The sequence below is a fragment of the Ensifer adhaerens genome (assembly GCF_001270265.1).
Lineage (GTDB): Bacteria > Pseudomonadota > Alphaproteobacteria > Rhizobiales > Rhizobiaceae > Ensifer > Ensifer adhaerens_B.
In genome coordinates this window covers 103,274-122,946 of record NZ_LGAP01000003.1, presented here as the reverse complement: position 1 = coordinate 122,946, position 19,673 = coordinate 103,274, and the positions used below count along the sequence as shown (strand labels likewise).

The following is a 19,673-nucleotide window of genomic DNA, read 5'->3' as shown; positions in this document are numbered from 1 at the left end:
GAGGGGCGCGGGCATGTGTCAAGGCGTGGCAGTTCTTCCTGCGCATCAACAGGGCCTAGCGCCTTACGGCCTTGATCCGCAATGTCGCATGACTGCCCGATTATCTTGAAACTCTGCCTTCATGGTGCCTTCAAAAGCGCGGATGTGCCGATTCGTACGAACCACGTGCCCGACCTGGCAAAGGCCTGAGCAATTTTAGACGACTAGATTCCACCCGCCGGTGGAAAGAGGTCCTTCACGGGACGATGGATGAAGTGAGTCCGCTATGGAACTTGTACCGATCGGGTTTTACCGACCAGGACGCGTCTTAGATTGTTCTACTTCATTCTACTGACCCCATAATGGGAGGGGCAAAGGCCCGATCCCGAAGAGAAGCAAGGCCCCGTGAACGACGTCGAATATCGGTGAAAGTGGAAGGCTCGATAGTGCTTGACCTCAAGACGCCGAATAGAGAAGTTCCATAATGTACATTATCTGATCGATTGATGTGCCCGCAAAGTTAAAGTGTCCTGATCCTGCAAAGTAAGAATGTCACTCTCCCCGGGTTTTGATGACGTGGGAGATTGCGGATGGGGTTGATTGCGATGAGCGAGCGCGATCTGCAGCGGATCGAGGTGTTGTCGAAGGTAATCGCGGGCCGCATGACGTTGGTGTCGGCGGCGCATGTGCTTGAACTGAGCACCCGTCAGGTGCGTCGACTGTTAGAGCGGATCAGCACTGGCGGTGCAGCGTCGATCCGGCACAAGGCGATCGGCCGGCCATCGAACAATCGGATTTGTGACGGCGTGCGCGATTATGCCATGGCGATCGTGCGCGAGCGCTATGTGGACTTTGGTCCGACGCTGGCGGCCGAGAAGCTTGCCGAGCGTGATGGTCTGACGGTGTCGCGCGAGACCCTGCGCCAATGGATGGCGGATGCCGGACTTTGGCTGTCGCGCAAGCAGCGACGGACGTTTCATCAGCCACGATTGCGGCGCGAGGCCTACGGTGAACTGGTGCAGATCGACGGGTCGGAACATCGCTGGTTTGAGGATCGCGGGCCGCCGTGCTCGCTTCTGGTGTTCGTCGATGACGCGACGGGCAAGCTGATGCAGTTGCGGTTTGTACGATCGGAAAGTGCGTTCAGCTATTTCGAGGCGCTCGAGCTCTATCTGAAGGCGCATGGTGCTCCAGTCGCCTTCTATTCCGACAAGCATTCGGTGTTTCGGGTTGCGAAGAAGGATGCCAGGGGCGGTCAGGGCATGACCCAGTTCGGGCGTGCACTTTGCGAGTTAAACATCGAGATTCTTTGCGCAAACTCCAGCCAAGCCAAAGGCCGGGTCGAGCGGATGAACCGGACGCTACAGGACCGGTTGATCAAGGATCTGCGCCTGGAGGGCATCTGCGGCATGGACGACGGCAACGCTTTCCTGCCTCGGTTCATGGAGCGCTATAACCGCCAGTTTGCCATTACCCCTGCCCGATCTGATGATCTGCATCGGCCGCTGAACCTTGCCCCGGATCGGCTGCGCGACGTCCTGTGCAAACGTGAGCAGCGTTATGTCGGATCGCAGCTGACGTTTTCGTTCGAGCGCCAGCGGATCATGCTGGAGGAGACCGAGGTGACGCGCGGGCTGGTCGGTCGCTATGTCGAGACCTACGCGCTTGCCGACGGCAGGCTGGATGTGCGCTGGGGCATTCCCTACCCTACCGGGTATTCGACAAGGACCAGCGGGTGACGCATGCGGCGATCACCGAGAACAAGCGGCTCGGTGATGTCCTGGCCTACATCAAGGAGCGTCAGGAGCAGCAGACGAAGCCGGCCTTAAAGACGAACAGCGAGAAGAATGGCTACAAACCGCGTGGCCGCAAGCCGGGCAAGCGGACGGACTTCATGAACGATCCGGGGGTGATCGCGCGACGCGAGAAGGTCCTGTCCCGACTTGATGCTGCGGAATGATCCACTGATCGGGCTCTCAAAGCCAAAGCCGACGGGGTGCCCTACGCCCACCCCCTCCCTTCCCTTGCAACCCGGCCCAGCCGGTCCGGTCGGGGGCTTGCCTCAGCGCAAGTGGAGATGTCGGGTGTCGCATTTCTAAATGGCTGAAGACGTATCCAAAGTGACATTTTAACTTTGCGCCAAAGCGGACAGTTCAACTCGGCTGCCACAATGTTTGTAGCCGGGTACATCGCTGCAGATATTGAGCGTCGCCAGATAATTTTGGATTGTGGTCACGCATTCTTGGACTGTGCACCCATAATTTTGGATTCATGCTCCCTTCTGCCCTAACCGCCCTTCGACGCCAATCCTGACTCGGTGTCGTTGCCCCATGCTCGGCTGCGCGATTTCCGTCGATTTATTTGATCGTGTCGCTACTTTTTTCGCAAAGTAATAAAGATGTGGTGCGCTGTGGTGCGCTAAAACGAATTCGGAATAGCCAAGACTATGTTCCATTTTCTTGAGTACATATCGTATCGACAATAAGTACAGTCACCCACTAAGTTATCGAACGCCATCCTCAAGGTCTCGTTTCGGTCAATTTGGCAGGATTCATACCCTTGGAATAGCCAGCCAGACGGCTAGTTAGGCTGTCGCCCCCATCAAAACGTACCAACCCGTGCGCACCAAAGCGTACCAACGCGCCATATGGTGCGTACCATCCTGCGCCGCGCTCGGCCATCTCTTCTTCTGGGCGGCGCTCACGGTCCGCCCTTCGACCTGCAGGCCGCGAAACACATGGCTCAACAAGCAAAGCCGTCGCTCTCATTCCTATTGAATTGCATTTCCCTTCAGCAGCTTCGGTCGGGCGTAGGCGGAGATCACTTCACTTCCTCGATGTCGCCGAGCTTCCACGTCTTGTCGAACAGCGGCTTTTCGGGCCTTAAGCCGCTGAGCGCACGGGGGTCACTCCACCTTCTCGATGTCCCCTGGGACCCAGCTCTTGTCGATGGCCGCTTCGGTCGGGCCGTAGAGCCTGAGGATGGCGAAGTACCCCTTGCCCGGCACGGTCACGAGCCAATTGCCGGCCTTGCCCTCGGGTGCTTTGGGGGCGAGGTAAAGCTCCGTGCTGCCATCAGCGTTCTGCGCCGGCCTGTCCTTTGAACCCAACGATGGGAAAGGCTGCCCATTTGCGAGACCCGAAGCATTCTCAGCCTCGTAGAGCGTCACCGACCAGAAGTTGGCGGCTGGAATGTTGGCGGGCAGGTTCAGGCGGTAGTTGCTACCGCCCGACAAGGGCACGCCTTCGCTATCGGTGAAGCCTATCATGTACTTCGCGCCCTTGCCCGGGGTTTGGGACATCATCCCCGGGCTGATCGAGTAGTAGTCGGTGAACATCCAGATTCGGGCATCGAGGGCCAGATATGGATACGCTCCGGCGACATTCTCCCAGTCCGGATTCATCGACCCACCCGGATTCGCGGGAGTCCCGTCGGCGAAGGGATTGAGCCAGCGGCGGTCTGGATAGACGAGCAACGAGAGACCACTTGCCCTGTCGGCAAAGCCGATGACACGGCTCATTTTGTAGCCGGTCTTCGCGGCCCGATCGAGGATCTCGCGTGTGTGCGCATCAGGATCGAACGGCTGGCCCTTGACGATGCCGATGGCCGCCAGCATGCCGAGCCAATCGGGACCGGCGAGATTGTTACCCTCCCGGTCCACCAGCAGCTTGAGTTGATCGAAGGCGCTGCCGTCGCTGATCGGCAGCATGTTGACCGGGACGCCGGAGCCATCGGGGAATTCCATCGGCTTGGCGCCAGCCTCGCCGTTAAGCGGATAGATCTTTGTCTTCTCCAGGTGCGCGACGGCGGGTGTCAGATTCTTCGGGTCCTCGTAAAACCCGCGAAGAAAGATAAAGACGCTGTTGGTGCCTGACCGGTAAACGTAGTAACCGTCCGGCACCGCTCCCTTGTAGCCGGGTGGCAACAGGAGGAACTTGCCCCCCTTGCCGCCATCCGGTCCAAACAGACCGACGTCACCAAAGAACTTGCCGCCATCCACCGGAATGGGGCGCTGCCAGTAATCCAGCAGGATGCCTTGCAACTCAGACGGCGCTTCCATCACCAGCGGACCATCCTTGCCCAGGTCAACGTAACTCATGGCGTAGAGGACGTCGGAGTTGGGGGTAGTCACCAGGGTCTTGGCATCGAGCCGCTTCTTCCAGATCGGCAGGACGTTGTAGCCGGTGCCGAATGTCTTTTCCGACCCGACCTGCATCCCGAGGGTGTTGATCAACGGCAGCGCCCAGAGATAGGTCTGCGTCGCCCGTTGGAAGAGCAGTTCGTCGCGCAAGGTCTGCGCTGTCTCCTTTGTGGGCCGGCCTTCCGCGAACGGGAGGTTGGCCAACTTATCGAAGGAGGTCTCCTGAGCGAAAGCCTGCGTAGCGAAGCCGTTCATTGCCAAACCGCCAACCAGCGCGGCGACGAGAAGGTTGAGTGGGCGAATGGTTGTCACTGTCATGACCCTCCGCGTTGTTTGGGGTTTCAGTTCGCCACCGTGACGGTCGGGGGCTGCCAGGTGCCGTCGAGGATGGCCTGGTCGGCCCAATAGGCGCGGATGTAGAGCGAGAACGTACCTTCGGGCGCGGGCAGCCAGTTGCTTTCCTTGTCCGCGCCCGGCGACTTGGCGCTGGCGTAAAGCGTCAGCGAGCCGTCCGCGTTGTATTTGATGGTCTTGTTCTTCGTGCCCAATGAATAGCGCCTTAGTGGATTTGGGTTGAAGAAGTGGACATCGTTATACAAGGTCAACGACCAGAACCCCTTAACCGGTGGCGTCTGACCCTTGGCAAATGTGATCGTGTAATTGTTCTGTCCGTTGAGTTGTGCACCCTGCTTGTCGTTGTCCGTGTAGATGTACTTGGTTTCCTCAGGCCGGTTGTCGTACATGTTCGACTTGGAAGGGCCCGTGCGATTGACGTAGTCGTTCCCCCACTCCGCGTTGTTCACCGGCGAATTCCAACCATTGCTAGCGGGGCGGCCGTTATTGGCCCACTTAAAGAACGGTGAGATCAGTTCACCCTCGGCGGCGACAGCAGTTTCCACAAGCGTCTTCTTGATCGCAGGATCCTTGGCGGCGGCGTCCAGCACGCTACCGATCCAGTTGTAGAGGGCTTCCTCGCCCGGCATCGGCGGCACTTGTTTCATCACCTCAGGTAACTCGTCGAAGAAGGTCTCCGGGTTTACCCACTTGGTCTCACCTTTGCCGGTGGATTTCGGTGCCGGGAAATGCGGGAGCTTGCTCCAGTCCCTGATCTTCATCTTGCCGTCGAACTCCGACAACGGGTAGTAGACGACCTGGCTGAGCAACGGCTGGACGGCTTTTTGATCCTCGGCGCTGTCATCGATGAAGATGCGCGGAATGACAAAGGCAAGCGACGTGGAGGAGCGCACCACCGCCGTGATGCCGGCTGGCGTTTCGCCCTTCCAGTCTGGACCCACCATCAGGTAGAAGCCGGGCTTGGTGCCGTATTGCTTGCCGATCTCGGAAAACTCGTCGGTGCGCGCGTCATAGTGCGCGTAGACCCAGAAACGATCGCCAAAATCCGGTACCTGGAAGACGATGGGCTCTTTGTCCAGTGTCATCCAGCCGGCACCATACGCGACATCCTGGTTCGGGCAGGCGATGATCGTCTGGTCCGGGCTGATATACCCGGTCAGCATTGCGTTCCCGTTGAATGCGATTGGAACCACTCCGCCTATCAAGCCTGGTTGGGGAGCCTTGGAAAAGGCTATGGAGCGGTTGACCGAATTGACCAGTGGCCAGCCCCACCGATACGCAATGCGTCCCAACGATTGCACGTAGGCCGTGGTCATGGCCGTGCCGCCGGGTGTGCCCCGAACCTGATCGGCGTTTGTGGGTATGGGGACTTGTTGCGCCCAAGCCTTTCCGGGCAACATCAAGAGGACCCCGGCTCCCAGCAGGGGGAAAAAAGACCGACGGTCAATTTCCCCGAACCGGTGTTGGCGTTGGTTGGTTCCGCGAGGCTTCATCGACATGTTTGAATTCCTCTGCTCTGTGAGGAGGACATTTGACGTGCATGGCACCACGTGCCCCGGTACGCTCAACTTACATGAGAAATCGCCGAACCGATATTGCCCTCTTGGGCAAGTGCGGACTGCAAAATGGAAGCTGAGTTCGCCGGCTTCGCAGACCTGCCGCGACGGGCTTGCTCAGATGGGGTCGCGCGCACATATTAGGAGCACTTCATGCGTCGAGCGGTCGTGGCTTGTATTATCGCACTGATGCCATCCGCGGCATTCGCAGGGAACTATGCGTGCTATGGTAAGGGCGCGGCTGGCCTATCAATCGATGCCCAAGGAAACCGGAATGCGGTCCGGTTCAAGCCGAAAAGCTATTTCGCCCTTCGTATTGAGGACGACGAGATATCTGGCGACAGGTTTCCGGATTCGCTCGCCTGCTCCTCAGTTGCGGATGGGGATCAGATCTTCTGCAGCGGCAACGGCGTGATGCTTAGCTATACGGCATCCAACGGCGAATACGTTCTGACGATGTTCGGAAAGGGTCCGGTTGTGCTAGAGGCCGGAAGCTGTTCGTGGCTCACGAATTAATCGGATCTTGACCGTTTTCCGCCAACGGCTGTCGCACAGTGCCCTCAGCCACAAGAACAACACGGAATTTCTCCGCCTTGATGCCTCTCGCACAGATAGCACGAGTGGAACGGCCTGTCGTGTCAGTGGAAATTCCTCGCCTTCACCTTCAGGGCGTCGATATGCAGATCCCTAACGAAGATGTCTCTGGGGTGTGGCACTGGCTTCGGCCGATCCCGAGAATCCGGGCTTCCCGGCGACCCATGCGCGAACTCGTCACCCCTGCCCGTCGGCAGCTTGAAGTCGATGTCGCGGTCGGCCAGTCCAGAGAGATCGCCGGACAGGTCGAAGACCTGCTGGGCGACGAGATGGACGACATCGCCTTCCCGCTGGATCCTGCCGTTGATCGCCATCATTGACGATCCCAGCACAACCCGCCGCCGTTTCTCGAACAGGCTCGGCCAGACGACGATGTTTGCAGGCCCGGTCTCGTCCTCGATGGTCACGAACATGACCCCCTTTGCCGACCCTGGCATCTGCCTCACCAGGACAAGTCCCGACGCCATCAGCCAGCGGCCGTCCCGCGCGTTCATCGCGTCCGCGCAGGTCACGATGTTCCGCTTCTGCAGATCCTTGCGCAGGAACGCGATCGGATGCTCCCGGAGTGTCAGCCCGGTATGGCTGTAGTCGGCGACCACGTTGTGGCCTTCAGTCATTTGCCGGAGCACTACCTCAGGTTCCTGCTGTTCGGCGATCGTCTTCATCTCTCGTTCGGCAGCCGCCGCAAACAGAGGTAGCGGCTCGTCACGCAGCGCCTTGATGGCCCAGAGGGCGTCACGTCGCTCGAGCTTCAACGACAGGCGGAAAGCATCCGCTTCCGCGAGCTGCACGAGCGCTTCGGGCGGGACACCGGAACGCCGCCACATGTCGTCCACGCTATCGAAGCCGACCTGCATCCGCGCGGCGACGATGCGAGCGGCATCGACGGCGGCCAGCCCCTTCACCATTCGCATCCCGAGACGGACAGCATGGCGGCCGGTGTTGCCGATAGGTTCAAGCGTGCAGTCCCAGCGGGATTGATTGATGCAGACGGGTCGAACCTCGACGCCGTGATTTCGGGCATCGCCGATGATCTGTGCCGGAGCGTAGAATCCCATGGGCTGCGAGTTCAGGAGCGCTGCACAGAACGCGTCCGGATAATGGCACTTCACGAAGTTCGAGGCGTAGGCGATCAGAGCAAACGATGCTGCATGGGATTCCGGGAAGCCGTAGGAACCGAATCCTTCGAGCTGCGAGAACGTCTTCTCAGCAAACTCCGGAGAATACCCGTTCTTCACCATCCCGGATACGAGCTTGTCCTTGAACCTGCTGACTCCGCCCGTGAACTTGAAAGTCGCCATCGACTTCCGGAGCTGATCGGCCTCCCCGCCCGTGAAGCCGGCGCACACCATGGCGACCCTCATCGCTGACTCTTGAAAAAGCGGTACGCCGAGGGTCTTGCCGAGCACGGCTTCAAGTTCGGGTGTCGGGTATTCGACAGGCTCCTTCCCTTCCCGTCTCCTGAGGTAGGGGTGGACCATGTCACCCTGAATCGGGCCTGGACGAACGATGGCCACCTGAACGACGAGGTCGTAGAACGTCCGTGGTTTCAGGCGGGGCAGCATCGCCATCTGCGCGCGGCTCTCGATCTGGAACGTGCCGAGGGTGTCGGCTTTCCTGATCATCGCATAGGTGGCACTGTCCTCCTGCTCTATCTTGGCGAGGTCGAGGTCGTCATCCTTGTGCTCTCGGATCAGATCGAAAGCCTTCGACATGCAGGTGAGCATGCCCAAGGCCAACACGTCGACCTTCATGAACTTCAGCGCTTCGACGTCGTCCTTGTCCCACTCGATGATCTGCCGATCCTTCATGCTGGCAGGTTCGATGGGCACGAGATCGTCCAACCTGTCGTGGGTCAGGACGAAGCCGCCAGGATGCTGGCCGAGGTGACGCGGCGCACCCATCAATTGCTGGGCCAACATCAACGTCAGCGCCAGACGGCGGTCCTCGGGGTTCAGTCCGAGTTCGCGTATATTGCGGTCAGGCACCTCCTCCGACCATGACCACATGCCCGACGAAAGGGCCTTGATAACGTCCTCGGGCAATCCGAGTGCCTTGCCGACATCACGGATAGCGCCCTTGGCCCGATATCGGGTGACCGTCGCACAGAGAGCGGCCTTCTCGCGGGTGTAGGTCTCGTAGATCCATTGGATGACCTCCTCCCTTCGTTCGTGCTCGAAGTCGACATCGACGTCCGGCGGCTCGTCCCGTTCCTGCGAAACGAAGCGCTCGAACAGGAGATCATTCGTCGACGGGTCAATACTGGTGATGCCGAGAATGTAGCAGACAGCCGAATTCGCCGCCGATCCGCGGCCCTGACACAGGATGCCTTGCGACCTCGCATATTTGACGATGCTGAAGACCGTCAGGAAGTACGGCGCGTACTTCATCTTCTGGATCAGATCGAGCTCGTGGCGGACGGTCTTCAGCACCTCGGGTGGGAGGCCTTCTGGATAGCGGTTGGGCACGCATTCCCAGAGATAGTGCTCAAGGGATTCCTGAGCGGTCTTGCCGGGGACGATGGCTTCTTCCGGATACTGGTAGGTCAGCTCTTCGAGGCTGAACTTGCAGCGATCGACGATCTCCATCGTGCGCCTGAGCGCTTCCGGATAGCGCGGGAACAGACGCTCCATCTCCTCGGGAGGCTTGAGATACCGATCGGCATGGCGCTCGCGCTCGAAACCAACGGCATCGATGGTCGTGTTGTGCCGGATGCAGGTGACGATGTCCTGAAGCTGCCGCCTCCCCGCCTCGTGGAAAAGCACGTCATTGGTCACGACGGTCTTCACCTTGAAGCGGATTGCGAGATTCGACAGCTCATGGAGCCGGAGCTGATCGTTCGGACGTCGTCGAAGGCAGAGAGACAGGTACGCGCGGTCACCAAATATCTCGGCCAACTTCCGAAGCTGGACGGCACAGGTCTCGTCGGGAAGATCCGGTACCAGGATGCCGATCATGCCATCGGCATATGCGACCACGTCGTCCAGATGCAGAATGCAGTTGTTCTTCCCTCCACGTGACTTTCCAAGCGTGATCAGGCGCGTCAGCCGGGAGTACGCGGCGCGGTCGGTGGGATAGACCAGTATCGACATACCGTCCTGCAGATCCAGACGACAGCCGACGACCAGACGGATACCGGTCGATCGTGATGCTTCGAGAGCACGCACGATCCCGGCTAGCGAATTCCTGTCAACGACACCGATGGCATCTATGCCAAGCTCCTTGGCGGTCTCGAACAGCTCCTGCGCCGAACTCGCACCGCGAAGGAACGAAAAATGTGTCGTGACCTGCAGCTCCGCGTATCTCATGCGAAGACCCCGTGCACGAACCATTTATGGCTGCCTGTTTCCGTATCCACGCCGTCGCCGGACCGGAAGATCCAGAGCCGTTCACCGCCCTCGTCCTCGATCACGAAATAGTCGCGGACCGCGGCCATCTCGGAATTGCGTTCCCACCATTCGCCGAAGATGCGCTCTGGACCGTCGGCGTTCTTCACCTTCCGTCGCTTGCCCCGCCATATGATCCACACGGGCGGATGATCGGGCATCAGCGCCATCACATCGACCTGTTCCGGCCGCGCCAGCAAACGTACGGGACGGCGCCAATGATTGACCCACGAGGCTTCGACCGGATCGGATGCGGCACCGATCCTCCGGACGGAACGCTCGGGAACGTCCGAAGCAACGGGGGCGACGCGATACACCCGCGCTCCCCGGTTCCCGAAGATGTCGATCAGGGGTGTCACATCAATGACCTCGTCTTCGACCAGCGACGACGACTTCTGGGCTTCTTCCAGCGGTTCCGCCATGACGGCGACCAGGGTCATCTTCTCGATCCCGAAGCCGGGTTCGATCTTCTCGGTTCTGTCCTTGAAGAGCTTCGTCAGCCAGGCGACATCGCGAGCAGGCTTGGCGGTGCCGGCACGAATGGCTTGCCTGGTTCCGTCGACCTTCTCGACGATGAGGTCGGTCCGCCGGACACCGAGACCTCTCCTCTGCAGCTCGTCGACAAGCTGGACGACCAGTCGGCCGACATACTTGTTGATCGTCTCCGCGGCGCCGATGGGTTCGGCGAATGCACGGCTGACTTCGACCAACTCCGCCGTGCGGATGGGATCGATCGGCTCAGGCGTTCTGCCGAACATCTGGTCGAGGCGACGACCAACCTCCGGTCCGAAACGAGGCGTCAGCGGCGCGCGTGGGGTGTTGGCAAGTTCACTGATGGTCTTGAAGCCGAGCATTCGAAGATCGCCGACGATCTTATCCGGAAGGCGCAGAAGTGAGAGTGGGAGTTTTTCGACTGCCCTGACGGTCTCGCCGCGCGGGACTATGACGGTGTCTCTTGAGATCGCCCGCGCGCAGGCATTCGCCGCTCCCCAGGTGTCGGCTATCGCAACCCTCGTCGTCAGCCCCTTGGCGCGGAACTGGTTGGCGATCCGCGTCAGCATCGGCTCCTCGCCACCCTGCAGGTGGTCGGCACCTTCGGTGTCCATGACGATCCCGTCTGTGCCATCGACAGCAACGATCGGCGAATACTGGGTCAGCGCCCAGAAGGTAATCCGCTCGAGTGCGACGGCGTCTGCCATAGGATTGGCATCGATCATCGTGAGGCCGCGGAATAGCGCCTGCGCCTTGGCAGCCTGCATGCCGCAGTGAACGCCAGCCTTTCGAGCAGCGGCATCGGCAGCGGAGACCCAGCGCTTTGATCCCGACCTCGCGATCACAGCAATCGCCTGGTCAGCCGGGATGGATGGATCGGCGCGACGAATGCGATCCGTCGGCAGATCGGGAAGGAAGATCGATACGACCCTGGTCATCACACGCTCCTACGAGAAACTCTGCACATTCACCCGCCTTCACGCGCATCAGTTCCAGAAACCATCTGGGCCGCCCCACTCCCGGCACCGGAAGCACTTCGGACGGCCTAACACTCACCCGCCATCGTGTCGTGCTCGCCGTCGGCTGGCCGAAGTCGTTCGCCTCCGTTTGTCGCCGCCACCGCCTGACCGCCAAGGCCATCGTTCCAGTCTTCTCGGCCGCGAGCTGCAGATGGCGTGATGCCGCCATCGGAAGTCGGACGATCTCGCCGACGACGGCGCCGAGACTCCCATATGCGAGCGCCTCTTCCATATTCGCAAGCACGTCTTCTTCTTTGTCAGATTCAACGAAGATCACGCGGTCTGCATGGAGGCCGACCTGTGCCAGCGCAGGCATGAAGAGGTCGGGCCGGGTGAGGCACCAGACGATCGGCCCTGCCGTTCGGGTCGCGATCCCCGCCGCGAAGAGTGCGGCGGCGGCGCCATCGACCGTGCCCACCCCGCCTCCCGCGAACTCGTGGAGAGCGCCGTGCGCCAGTCCGCCTCCCGGGAGAACCGCGTCGATCTCCGGCACGCCGAATTCCAGGCACCCGGCCTTCTTCACCGCATGCCTCTCGATGGAGCTGATGCGTTCCCGAAGGTCGGCTATGACGTGCGCTCGGACAGCGGACATCGGTCACGAATCCTGTTCAGATCGCGTTGAAACTGACGACATCATGTCGCTTGAATGCTGATGTTCCTGTAATGTTCCTTCTGGAAATCGGAGTCAATACGGCGCCAGCTAGGAATAATATCCCACAATTTTAGTTTTTCCGAAGATTGTTTCGATGAATCAGACACGTAGCCGAATCTCGTAAGTCACCGGCTTTATTGAAAAAAATTTTGTCGCCTGTGAAGGATTGCCTTCGACGCGCTGTCCGATTAATGACGCGGCCGTTTCGTCATGGGCAATATCGGTGCACACCAGTTTGTACTAACATCTTCTCCCGAAGCGGAAAGGTCGGCAGCGCTGTTCGCTCCCTCCATGTGATGAGTTTGCACCAAGCGAGGGCTCATAACAGGAAAACGGATCGGTGTTGGCTCTTGGGGAAAAAAGGAAGCGTCACAATGGAGCAGGTCTTTAAACCGCAAGCAGTAGTCGTGGCTTGTGCCATGCTGGCAATGCCCCACTTGGCCGCCGCACAGACGGCCACTGGAATCCCTTCGACAATCACCACGCCGGATAAAGTCGAGTCGCGACTCGGCGTGCTGGAGTTCAAGGACGGTGCGCCCGACGCGGCGACCATGGCGAAGATTTACGACAATCTCGACTTCACTCACGCCTTCGAAGCGTTCGTGAACACCATGCAGGGCGTCAGCGTAGCCGCCATCCGCAAGGGGTTTCTCAGCATCGGGGTGAAGGACAACGAAGTCATGATCTTCTCCGAGCTGATGGATGCCAAGTCGCTATTCCTGACCGCGAATGCGGACACCGTCTATTTCTTCGGCTTCCTCGACCTCTCCAATGGGCCGATGGTGCTCGAGCCGCCGCCCAAGGCGCTCGGCGCCATCGACGACGACTGGTTCCGCTGGGTCACCGATTTCGGTTTGCCTGGGCCTGATCGCGGTGAGGGCGGGAAATACCTCATCCTGCCACCCGGCTACGATGGCCCGCTGCCCGAGGGTGGGTTTTATGTATCGCGGGCCCGGACCACCCGCGTCTTGTGGTTCGGTCGCTCGTTCCTGGAGAACAACGATCCGAAACCCGCGGTGGATTTGATCAAGTCGGCGACCAAGATCTATCCCTATGAAGCCGGCGGCGTCGGCACAAGCATCGCCGAATTCCTGGGCGGCAAGGCCAAACTCGGCCCAGTCACCTCGCCGCCGCCGACCGTGTTCCATGAAGCCAGTGGCAAGGCGTTCAACACGATCCCACCCAACGACTTTAGCTATTACGAGATGCTCAACGAGGTGGTGCAACAGGAACCGGCCACTTCGCTCGACCCCGAGCTGATGGGACCGTTGGCCGCCATCGGGATCGTCAAAGGCAAGCCCTTCGCCCCGGATGCTCGGATGAAGAAGATTCTTGCCGAGGCGGTCGCGGTCGGCAATGCCACCTCGCGCGGCCTGTTCATGAATCCGCGCGAGGCGGACTGGTACTACTACCCAGGTTCGTCGTGGTTCAATCCGTTGTTCATCAGCGGCTCCGAGTTCGAGACGCCGATCCCCGAAATTACGCGCGAGGGCGCCAAACCCTTCCCGCCTACTGGCTATCGCACATTGGATGCGCGGACGTTATGGTTCTACGGCATCACCGGCATCACGCCAGCGATGAGCATGCGCCTGACAGGCGTTGGGTCGCAATACATTTGGGCCATGGTGGATGCGGACAAGCAATATCTCGACGGGGCCAAGACCTACAAGGTGACGCTGCCGAAGGGGATCCCCGCGGAAAAGTTCTGGTCGTTCACGGTCTACGACAGCCAGACGCGCTCGATGCTGGATACGCCGCAGCGCTACCCGCGAGCGGGCAGCCAGAGCTATCCATCGCCCGCCGCCGACCCAAACGCCGACGGCTCAACGACGGTCTACTTCAGTCCGGCCCAGCCCGCGGGGGTCAAGCGGGGTAACTGGATACAGACCATGCCAGGCAAGGGTTGGTTCCCGATGCTTCGCCTCTACAGCCCGCTCGAACCGTTCTTCACCAAGGAGTGGCGGCCGAGCGAGATCGAATTGGTTCGGTGAGTTGCGTGTGTCCCAAGCCGATCGTCAGCACCAAGGGAGAGTGGCTTATGAACAGCATCTTTATGACGGTACTGAAGGGCGCCAGTCTATGCCTCGCGCTGATCGTCGGCTCGGTCGCGAGTGTAAGAGCGCAGACCGTAGATCTTGACGATCAGCTCGCCTACCAGCGTGGCATCGAGGCGGTCATCTGGTCGATACCGGCGATCAGCATCCGCGGGCTTCAGCAGGCTACGTTCAAGGATTATGGCGTCTCCTGGAACGACGTGGTCCTGTTCAGCAAGCCCGCGACGCCTAAGCACGAGCTGCTGACGGCAAACAACCAAGTGCCTTACATGTTCACCTACCTGAACCTCCGGCAGGGTCCGGTAGTGGTGGAAATCCCGGCCGCCGGTGCGAAGGCGCTGCTCTTTGGCAGCTTCATCGACAATTGGCAGACCCCGATCGTTGATGTCGGTCCGTCGGGGGAGGACGAAGGGCGCGGCGCCAAATACCTGTTCCTGCCCCCTGGATACTCGGAGCCGATTCCGGACGGCTACCTTCCGGTTCGGATGGAGGGCTACATCGTTTCCGCGGCCCTTCGTCCGGTGCCGGCAAACGGCGGAACGGCTGAGGACGCCCATAGCTACGCCCAGCAGTTGAAGGTCTATCCGCTGGCGAACGCAGCGGCCCCGAAGCCAACGCGGTTTGTCGATGGCTCTGCTAAACCCTACCATACGCTCCCGGTCTACGACGCAAGCTGGTTCCGCGAGCTGGCGGCGATGGTCAACGAAGAGCCGGTGCGCGAACGCGACAAGGTGATGATGGGCATGTTGGCCTCGATCGGGATCGAGCGCGGCAAGCCGTTTCAGCCCGATGCGAAAATGCAGAAGACGCTTGACGCCGCACTCGTTGACGCGAGGCGGATCATGCAGCACTATTTCGAGGAATCCACGTTCGTCCCGTGGTGGCCCGGCAGCCAGTGGATGTCACTGTCCCCGTCGACAATGCGCGTGGCGCACCAGTTCACCTTTGAAACCCCCGACGCGCTCTGGATTGATGCGAGGGCGGGCGGTGTGTACTACTACGCGACGTTCCTGCCGAAGAAGCTTGGCGGCGGCTCGTTCTATCTGGTGGGCTTGCGCGACTCCGCAGGGCAGCTACTCGACGGACAAGCAACCTACCGGTTGCGCGTCCCTGCGGTTGTGCCGGCAAAGGATTTCTGGTCGGCCATCGTCTATGACAGCGACTCGAAAGCGTTCGTCTGCGCCGGGCCGTGCGATACGGCGGACAACGTGGTTGGGCTGTCGTCCTTCGAAAAGCCGGCGATGAAGCAGAACGGCGACGGGTCCGTGGACCTCTATTTCGGCCCGAAGGCGCCGGCGGGATTCGAGAAAAATTGGGTCCCGACCGCGGGTAAGAACTTCTTCCTGATCTTCCGCCTCTATGGGCCAGAGAAGGCTTTCTTCGACAAGAGTTGGAAGATGCCGGATGTCGAGAAGATCCCGTAAGCAGATTTCGAGACGGCCAAACCCCGGCGACTTTCGAGACGGACTCTGTGCGACCGCTTTGGGTCGATACTGTTGAAAAACTCGTTACTGCAGGCCCTTGGGACGCGTGATTCAATCCTCTGAGTGATTTGGCAGGGGATCAGGCGATAGATGGGTTTTCAGGCGGCTCCGGCGCATCTTCGCTCACCTCAAGCGCATCCTGCGGATGGCCAGGTTGAGACTGCGCAATCCATGTGGTGCACGCGATGAATTCCGTCTCGCCGCCACTGCCCAAAACCTCAGAAGGCTGGCAAAGCTTAGGCATTCACGCCTCCCAACCGCCGCCATGGCCGCAGGATTGTCGACGGGCACCCCAACAGCCAGATCGACGATCTCCTCCCCTGGGCCTACATCCGGGCTCCGGAGCAGGCCGTGGCCTGAGAACACCGCTTACCGAAAATCAAGAGAGATTCGAATGCACAGCATCGTCGATGCAATGCACTGGCCTTTCAAACGGCTCTTCCACCAGATCAGTATTCCGACGTTGCAGGAGCGAGAAGCGTGCGTACCCTGCACCACAGATAGGTGTCACATCACGGGCGCCATTGACATCATTCCCGCCCCGCTTTCTCATTGTAACAAGCGCCATGACGGCATCGATTCTACCCCTGAAAATCAGTCCAGTATTATGGGTGCAGCACGCTGCCTGATCCAGAATTGTGCGCCTGAGGATCCAAAATGATCCGTTTGGACAGGGCGATTTCTCCAATGAAAACAATCCTGCTGAATCCAAGATTGTGTGGCGAAGCTCAGATATTCCGCCAAGCCTTCGGCAGGAGCGAAGGCGAGCAGAACACTGAAAATTACGCGAAGGGCATTCTCAGTCGTCTCTCAACACGGCCGCTTCTGAGAAGCACCACTGAAACGTGACAGGGCGAAATTGTCTAACGCCGCTTCGCCAGCATAGATCGAAACAGCACAACCGCGAGGCCGATCAGAATCGTCGCGACGATGAAGAGGAAGGCCGCTGCCGCAATCGCCGGGCTGATGTTCTCGCGGATACTCGAAAACATCTGCCGGGCCAGCGTACGCTGGTTGGGACCGGCGACGAAGAGCGTCAGCACGACCTCGTCCAGCGAGGTGGCGAAGGCCAGCACCGCGCCGGAGAGCACGCCGGGCATGGCAAGCGGCAGGGTTACGCGGCGGAAGACCGTTGCGGGCGAAGCGCCAAGGCTTTGCGCGGCGAGTTCCACACGCTCGTCGATGCCGGCAAGCGCGCCGATGACGCTGACCACGACGAAGGGCACGGCGACGACCGTGTGGGCGATGATCACGCCGGCATAGCTGTTCGTCAGGCCGAAACCCGCAAGCAGCACCTGCATGCCGACGCCGAGCACGACGGCAGGCACCACCATCGGCAGTAGGAAGAGCGTGCGTATCGAGCCGCAGAAGAAGAGGAGGCGGTTGCGCAGGCCGAGCGAGGCGGCGGTGCCGAGAACGGTGGCGAGCAGCGTCGTGCCCGTCCCGATGATCAGGCTGTTGAAGATCGCCCGCCGCCAGGCATCCGCCGTGAAAAGTTCCTCGAACCAGCGCAGCGACCAGGACGGGATCGGATAGGTAAGGATGACGCTCGAGGTGAAGGCGAGCGGCAGGATGGCGATGAGCGGCGCGACGAGAAAGAGGATCGTCAGCGAGGCGAAAGCGAACTTGGCGAGCTTCATCGGCATGACCTAGCGCCTCCCCGGCTCGTCAGTGGAGAGCCGCGCATAGACACTATAGAGCAGCAGCGTCGCGATAAGCAGCACGACGCCAAGCGCCCCGGCCATGCCCCAGTTCGCAGAACCTGTGGCGTAGAAGGCGATGATCGAGCTGATCATCTGGTCACCCGGCCCCCCGATCAGCGCCGGCGTGATGTAGTAGCCGATCGCAGAAATGAAGACGAGCAGGCTGCCGGAGGCGACGCCGCGCAGGCTCAGCGGCAGCAGCACGCGCAGGAACGCGCGCCATGGCGGCGCTCCGAGCGAGGCGGCCGCCGGCATCAGGTTCTTCGGGATGGTAATAAGCACCGAATAGATCGGCAGCACCATGAAAGGCAGCAGCACATGGGTCATGGCGATGATGACGCCGGTACGATTGAAGATCAACGGCAGCGGTGCGTCGATCAGGGCGAGCGTTTGCAGAAGGTCGTTGATCAGCCCTTTTTCCTGCAACAGGATGAACCAGGCGGCGGTGCGTACCAGAAGCGAGGTCCAGAGCGGCAGCAGCACGGCGGCCAGCATCAGATCGCGCTTCCAGCCGGTAAGCGAAGCCGCGATCATCGCATAGGGGAAGCCGATGGCGGCGCAGGCGAAGGTGACGAGTGCGGCGATCCAGAAGGTGCGCACGAGGATAACGCGGTTGACGGACCGGTCGGCCGGCAGGTGCTCGATATCGCCGGCGGCATTGCGGCCGAGATCGACGGCGGCGAGCAGGTTGCGATCGGTGAGCGGCGAGAGCGCATCGGCGATGGCCAGCCAGAATTCCGGTTTCTCCCAACGCTTGTCGATGGAGACGAGGTCGGCGGGCGGGTTCGCCGTGTCTTCGAGCGCGCTCATCGTCTTGGACATGAGCGTGCGGAAGCCGGAACGGGCGCTGTTGAGGCGGCGGACCATATCGCCGAGCGCCTGGTCGTCATCGACGGCCTTCAGGTCCTCCATCAGCGCCGTCTGCATGGGCATGGTCGGCGGCGACTTTCGATCCCAATCCGTCAGCACCTCGGCGCTGCGCGGAAGCAGGCGCAGCACGGCCGGATCCGACACGGCCTGCGACATCATGCTGAACAGCGGCCAGACGAAGAAGCCGATGAGGAAGAGAAGCAGCGGCGCAAGAAGAACGAGTGACCGCCCGGTCCGGGACGAGACTGCACTCATGGCGCGATGACCCGGCAATCGCCGGCTGAAAAGGCCGCATAGACCTTGGTGCCCGGCGGGAATTCGCGCGACCGTCGACCGAGCTTTGCGATCAACGGTTGTGCGGCGTTCTGCAACTGCACGCGCAGATGATCGCCCTGATAGACGGAATCGGTCACTTCCGTTTCCAGGCAATTGCGCGCTTCGCCGCGCGTCTCGCTGAGATCGACCCGCTCCGGCCGGATGGAGAGAAAGACGGGCTGGCCGGAGGCGACGCTGCCGGAAACGGCCGAAACGATATGCGCGCCGGACCGCAGGCGCACGGTCGCCTCCTGCCCCTGCACCGCCTCGACGACACCCTCGACCAGATTGGTCTCGCCGATAAATTCCGCGACGAAGCGCGTCGCCGGTTCGTCATAGACCTGCCGCGGGGTGCCGATCTGCTCAATCTTACCCTTGTTGAAGACGGCGACACGGTCCGACATGGTCAGCGCCTCCGACTGGTCATGTGTGACGAAGACAATCGTCACGCCAAGGCGGCGGTGCAGGTCACGGATGTCGAGCTGCATCTGCTCGCGCAACTGCTTGTCGAGCGCGCCGAGCGGCTCGTCCATCAGCACGACGCGTGGCTCGAAGACCAGGGCGCGGGAAAGCGCCACACGCTGTTGCTGCCCACCGGAGAGTTGCGAAGGCCGGCGGTCGACGAAGGCCGACAGCTGCACCATATCCAGCGCCCGCGCCACGCGCTCGGCGATCTCCGCCTTGCCCAGCCTGCGCATCTGCAACGGGAAGGCCACGTTCTCGCCGACCGACATATGCGGGAACAGGGCATAACTCTGGAAGACGACGCCCATATCCCGCTTATGGGTCGGCACGTCGTTGATCGCCGTTCCGTCCAGCAGGATATTGCCGGAGGTCGGCTGCTCGAAACCCGCCAGCATCATCAGGAGCGTCGTCTTGCCGGAGCCGGAGGGGCCGAGCAGGCTTACGAACTCGCCCTTCCCAATGCCGAGAGCCAGGTTTTCAACCACGCAGAGCGGGCCGTAGAATTTGGTGATGCGGTCAAATCGAATGAATTCGGCCACGGAAGACTCCATCGCTAGAGGCGAAGGATGCGCCATCCGGAAAACCCGTGAGAACGCATCCGGCCAGGCT

12 protein-coding genes and 1 pseudogene are annotated in these 19,673 nt (G+C 60.6%); 5 read left to right on the top strand and 8 right to left on the bottom strand.

All coding sequences use genetic code 11. From position 1 onward, the window contains the following. The first annotated feature begins 569 nt into the window (after positions 1–569). Positions 570–1,939: pseudogene (locus tag AC244_RS09285) on the top strand (ISNCY family transposase). Between the two features lie 945 nt (positions 1,940–2,884). Here the strand turns inward: AC244_RS09285 and AC244_RS09280 are convergent. Together AC244_RS09280 and AC244_RS09275 are read right to left on the bottom strand one after the other, a co-directional pair. Continuing rightward, a complete protein-coding gene (locus AC244_RS09280; protein WP_414735902.1) occupies positions 2,885–4,375 on the bottom strand; it encodes a DUF1254 domain-containing protein in 1,491 nt (496 codons plus the stop codon). 86 nt (positions 4,376–4,461) lie between these two features. Continuing rightward, positions 4,462–5,973, bottom strand: a complete 1,512-nt coding sequence (locus AC244_RS09275) for a DUF1254 domain-containing protein (RefSeq protein ID WP_152975899.1) — start codon at positions 5,971–5,973, stop codon at positions 4,462–4,464. Positions 5,974–6,183: 210 nt separating this feature from the next. Between AC244_RS09275 and AC244_RS09270 the strand changes: the two genes are divergently transcribed. Continuing rightward, positions 6,184–6,546: a hypothetical protein gene (locus tag AC244_RS09270; RefSeq protein WP_053248541.1), complete on the top strand. Its 363-nt coding sequence runs from the start codon at positions 6,184–6,186 to the stop codon at positions 6,544–6,546. Positions 6,547–6,668: 122 nt separating this feature from the next. Here AC244_RS09270 and AC244_RS09265 read toward each other — a convergent pair whose 3' ends face one another. From AC244_RS09265 to AC244_RS09255, 3 genes are read right to left on the bottom strand one after another with little or no spacing between them, the layout of a single operon-like run. Further along, positions 6,669–9,932, bottom strand: coding sequence for an error-prone DNA polymerase (locus AC244_RS09265; RefSeq protein WP_053248696.1), 3,264 nt, complete (start codon positions 9,930–9,932; stop codon positions 6,669–6,671). After that, the gene (locus AC244_RS09260; RefSeq protein WP_053248540.1) at positions 9,929–11,440 is read right to left on the bottom strand and encodes a Y-family DNA polymerase; all 1,512 of its coding nucleotides are present in this window, start codon (positions 11,438–11,440) and stop codon (positions 9,929–9,931) included. The genes AC244_RS09265 and AC244_RS09260 overlap by 4 nt, the downstream gene beginning before the upstream one ends. Further along, positions 11,361–12,113, bottom strand: coding sequence for an ImuA family protein (locus AC244_RS09255; protein ID WP_053248539.1), 753 nt, complete (start codon positions 12,111–12,113; stop codon positions 11,361–11,363). The genes AC244_RS09260 and AC244_RS09255 overlap by 80 nt, the downstream gene beginning before the upstream one ends. Positions 12,114–12,592: 479 nt before the next feature. Here AC244_RS09255 and AC244_RS09250 point away from each other — a divergent pair, with 479 nt between their 5' ends. The 3 genes from AC244_RS09250 to AC244_RS36325 all read left to right on the top strand — a co-directional run bounded on the left by AC244_RS09250 (position 12,593) and on the right by AC244_RS36325 (position 16,372). Further along, positions 12,593–14,164: a DUF1254 domain-containing protein gene (locus AC244_RS09250; protein WP_234716909.1), complete on the top strand. Its 1,572-nt coding sequence runs from the start codon at positions 12,593–12,595 to the stop codon at positions 14,162–14,164. Beyond that, positions 14,131–15,651, top strand: a complete 1,521-nt coding sequence (locus AC244_RS09245) for a DUF1254 domain-containing protein (RefSeq protein ID WP_152975898.1) — start codon at positions 14,131–14,133, stop codon at positions 15,649–15,651. Before AC244_RS09250 ends, AC244_RS09245 begins: the two co-directional genes overlap by 34 nt. Before the next feature lie 454 nt (positions 15,652–16,105). Next, entirely contained in the window at positions 16,106–16,372 is a 267-nt protein-coding gene (locus tag AC244_RS36325; protein ID WP_152975897.1) for a hypothetical protein, read from the top strand. Positions 16,373–16,574: 202 nt separating this feature from the next. Here AC244_RS36325 and AC244_RS09240 read toward each other — a convergent pair whose 3' ends face one another. From AC244_RS09240 to AC244_RS09230, 3 genes are read right to left on the bottom strand one after another with little or no spacing between them, the layout of a single operon-like run. Further along, entirely contained in the window at positions 16,575–17,357 is a 783-nt protein-coding gene (locus tag AC244_RS09240; RefSeq protein WP_053248536.1) for an ABC transporter permease, read from the bottom strand. A 3-nt stretch (positions 17,358–17,360) separates the two neighbouring features. After that, complete coding sequence (locus AC244_RS09235) at positions 17,361–18,539, bottom strand: ABC transporter permease (RefSeq protein WP_053248535.1); 1,179 nt, start codon at positions 18,537–18,539, stop codon at positions 17,361–17,363. Beyond that, complete coding sequence (locus AC244_RS09230; protein WP_053248534.1) at positions 18,536–19,615, bottom strand: ABC transporter ATP-binding protein; 1,080 nt, start codon at positions 19,613–19,615, stop codon at positions 18,536–18,538. Before AC244_RS09230 ends, AC244_RS09235 begins: the two co-directional genes overlap by 4 nt. Positions 19,616–19,673 lie beyond the last annotated feature (58 nt).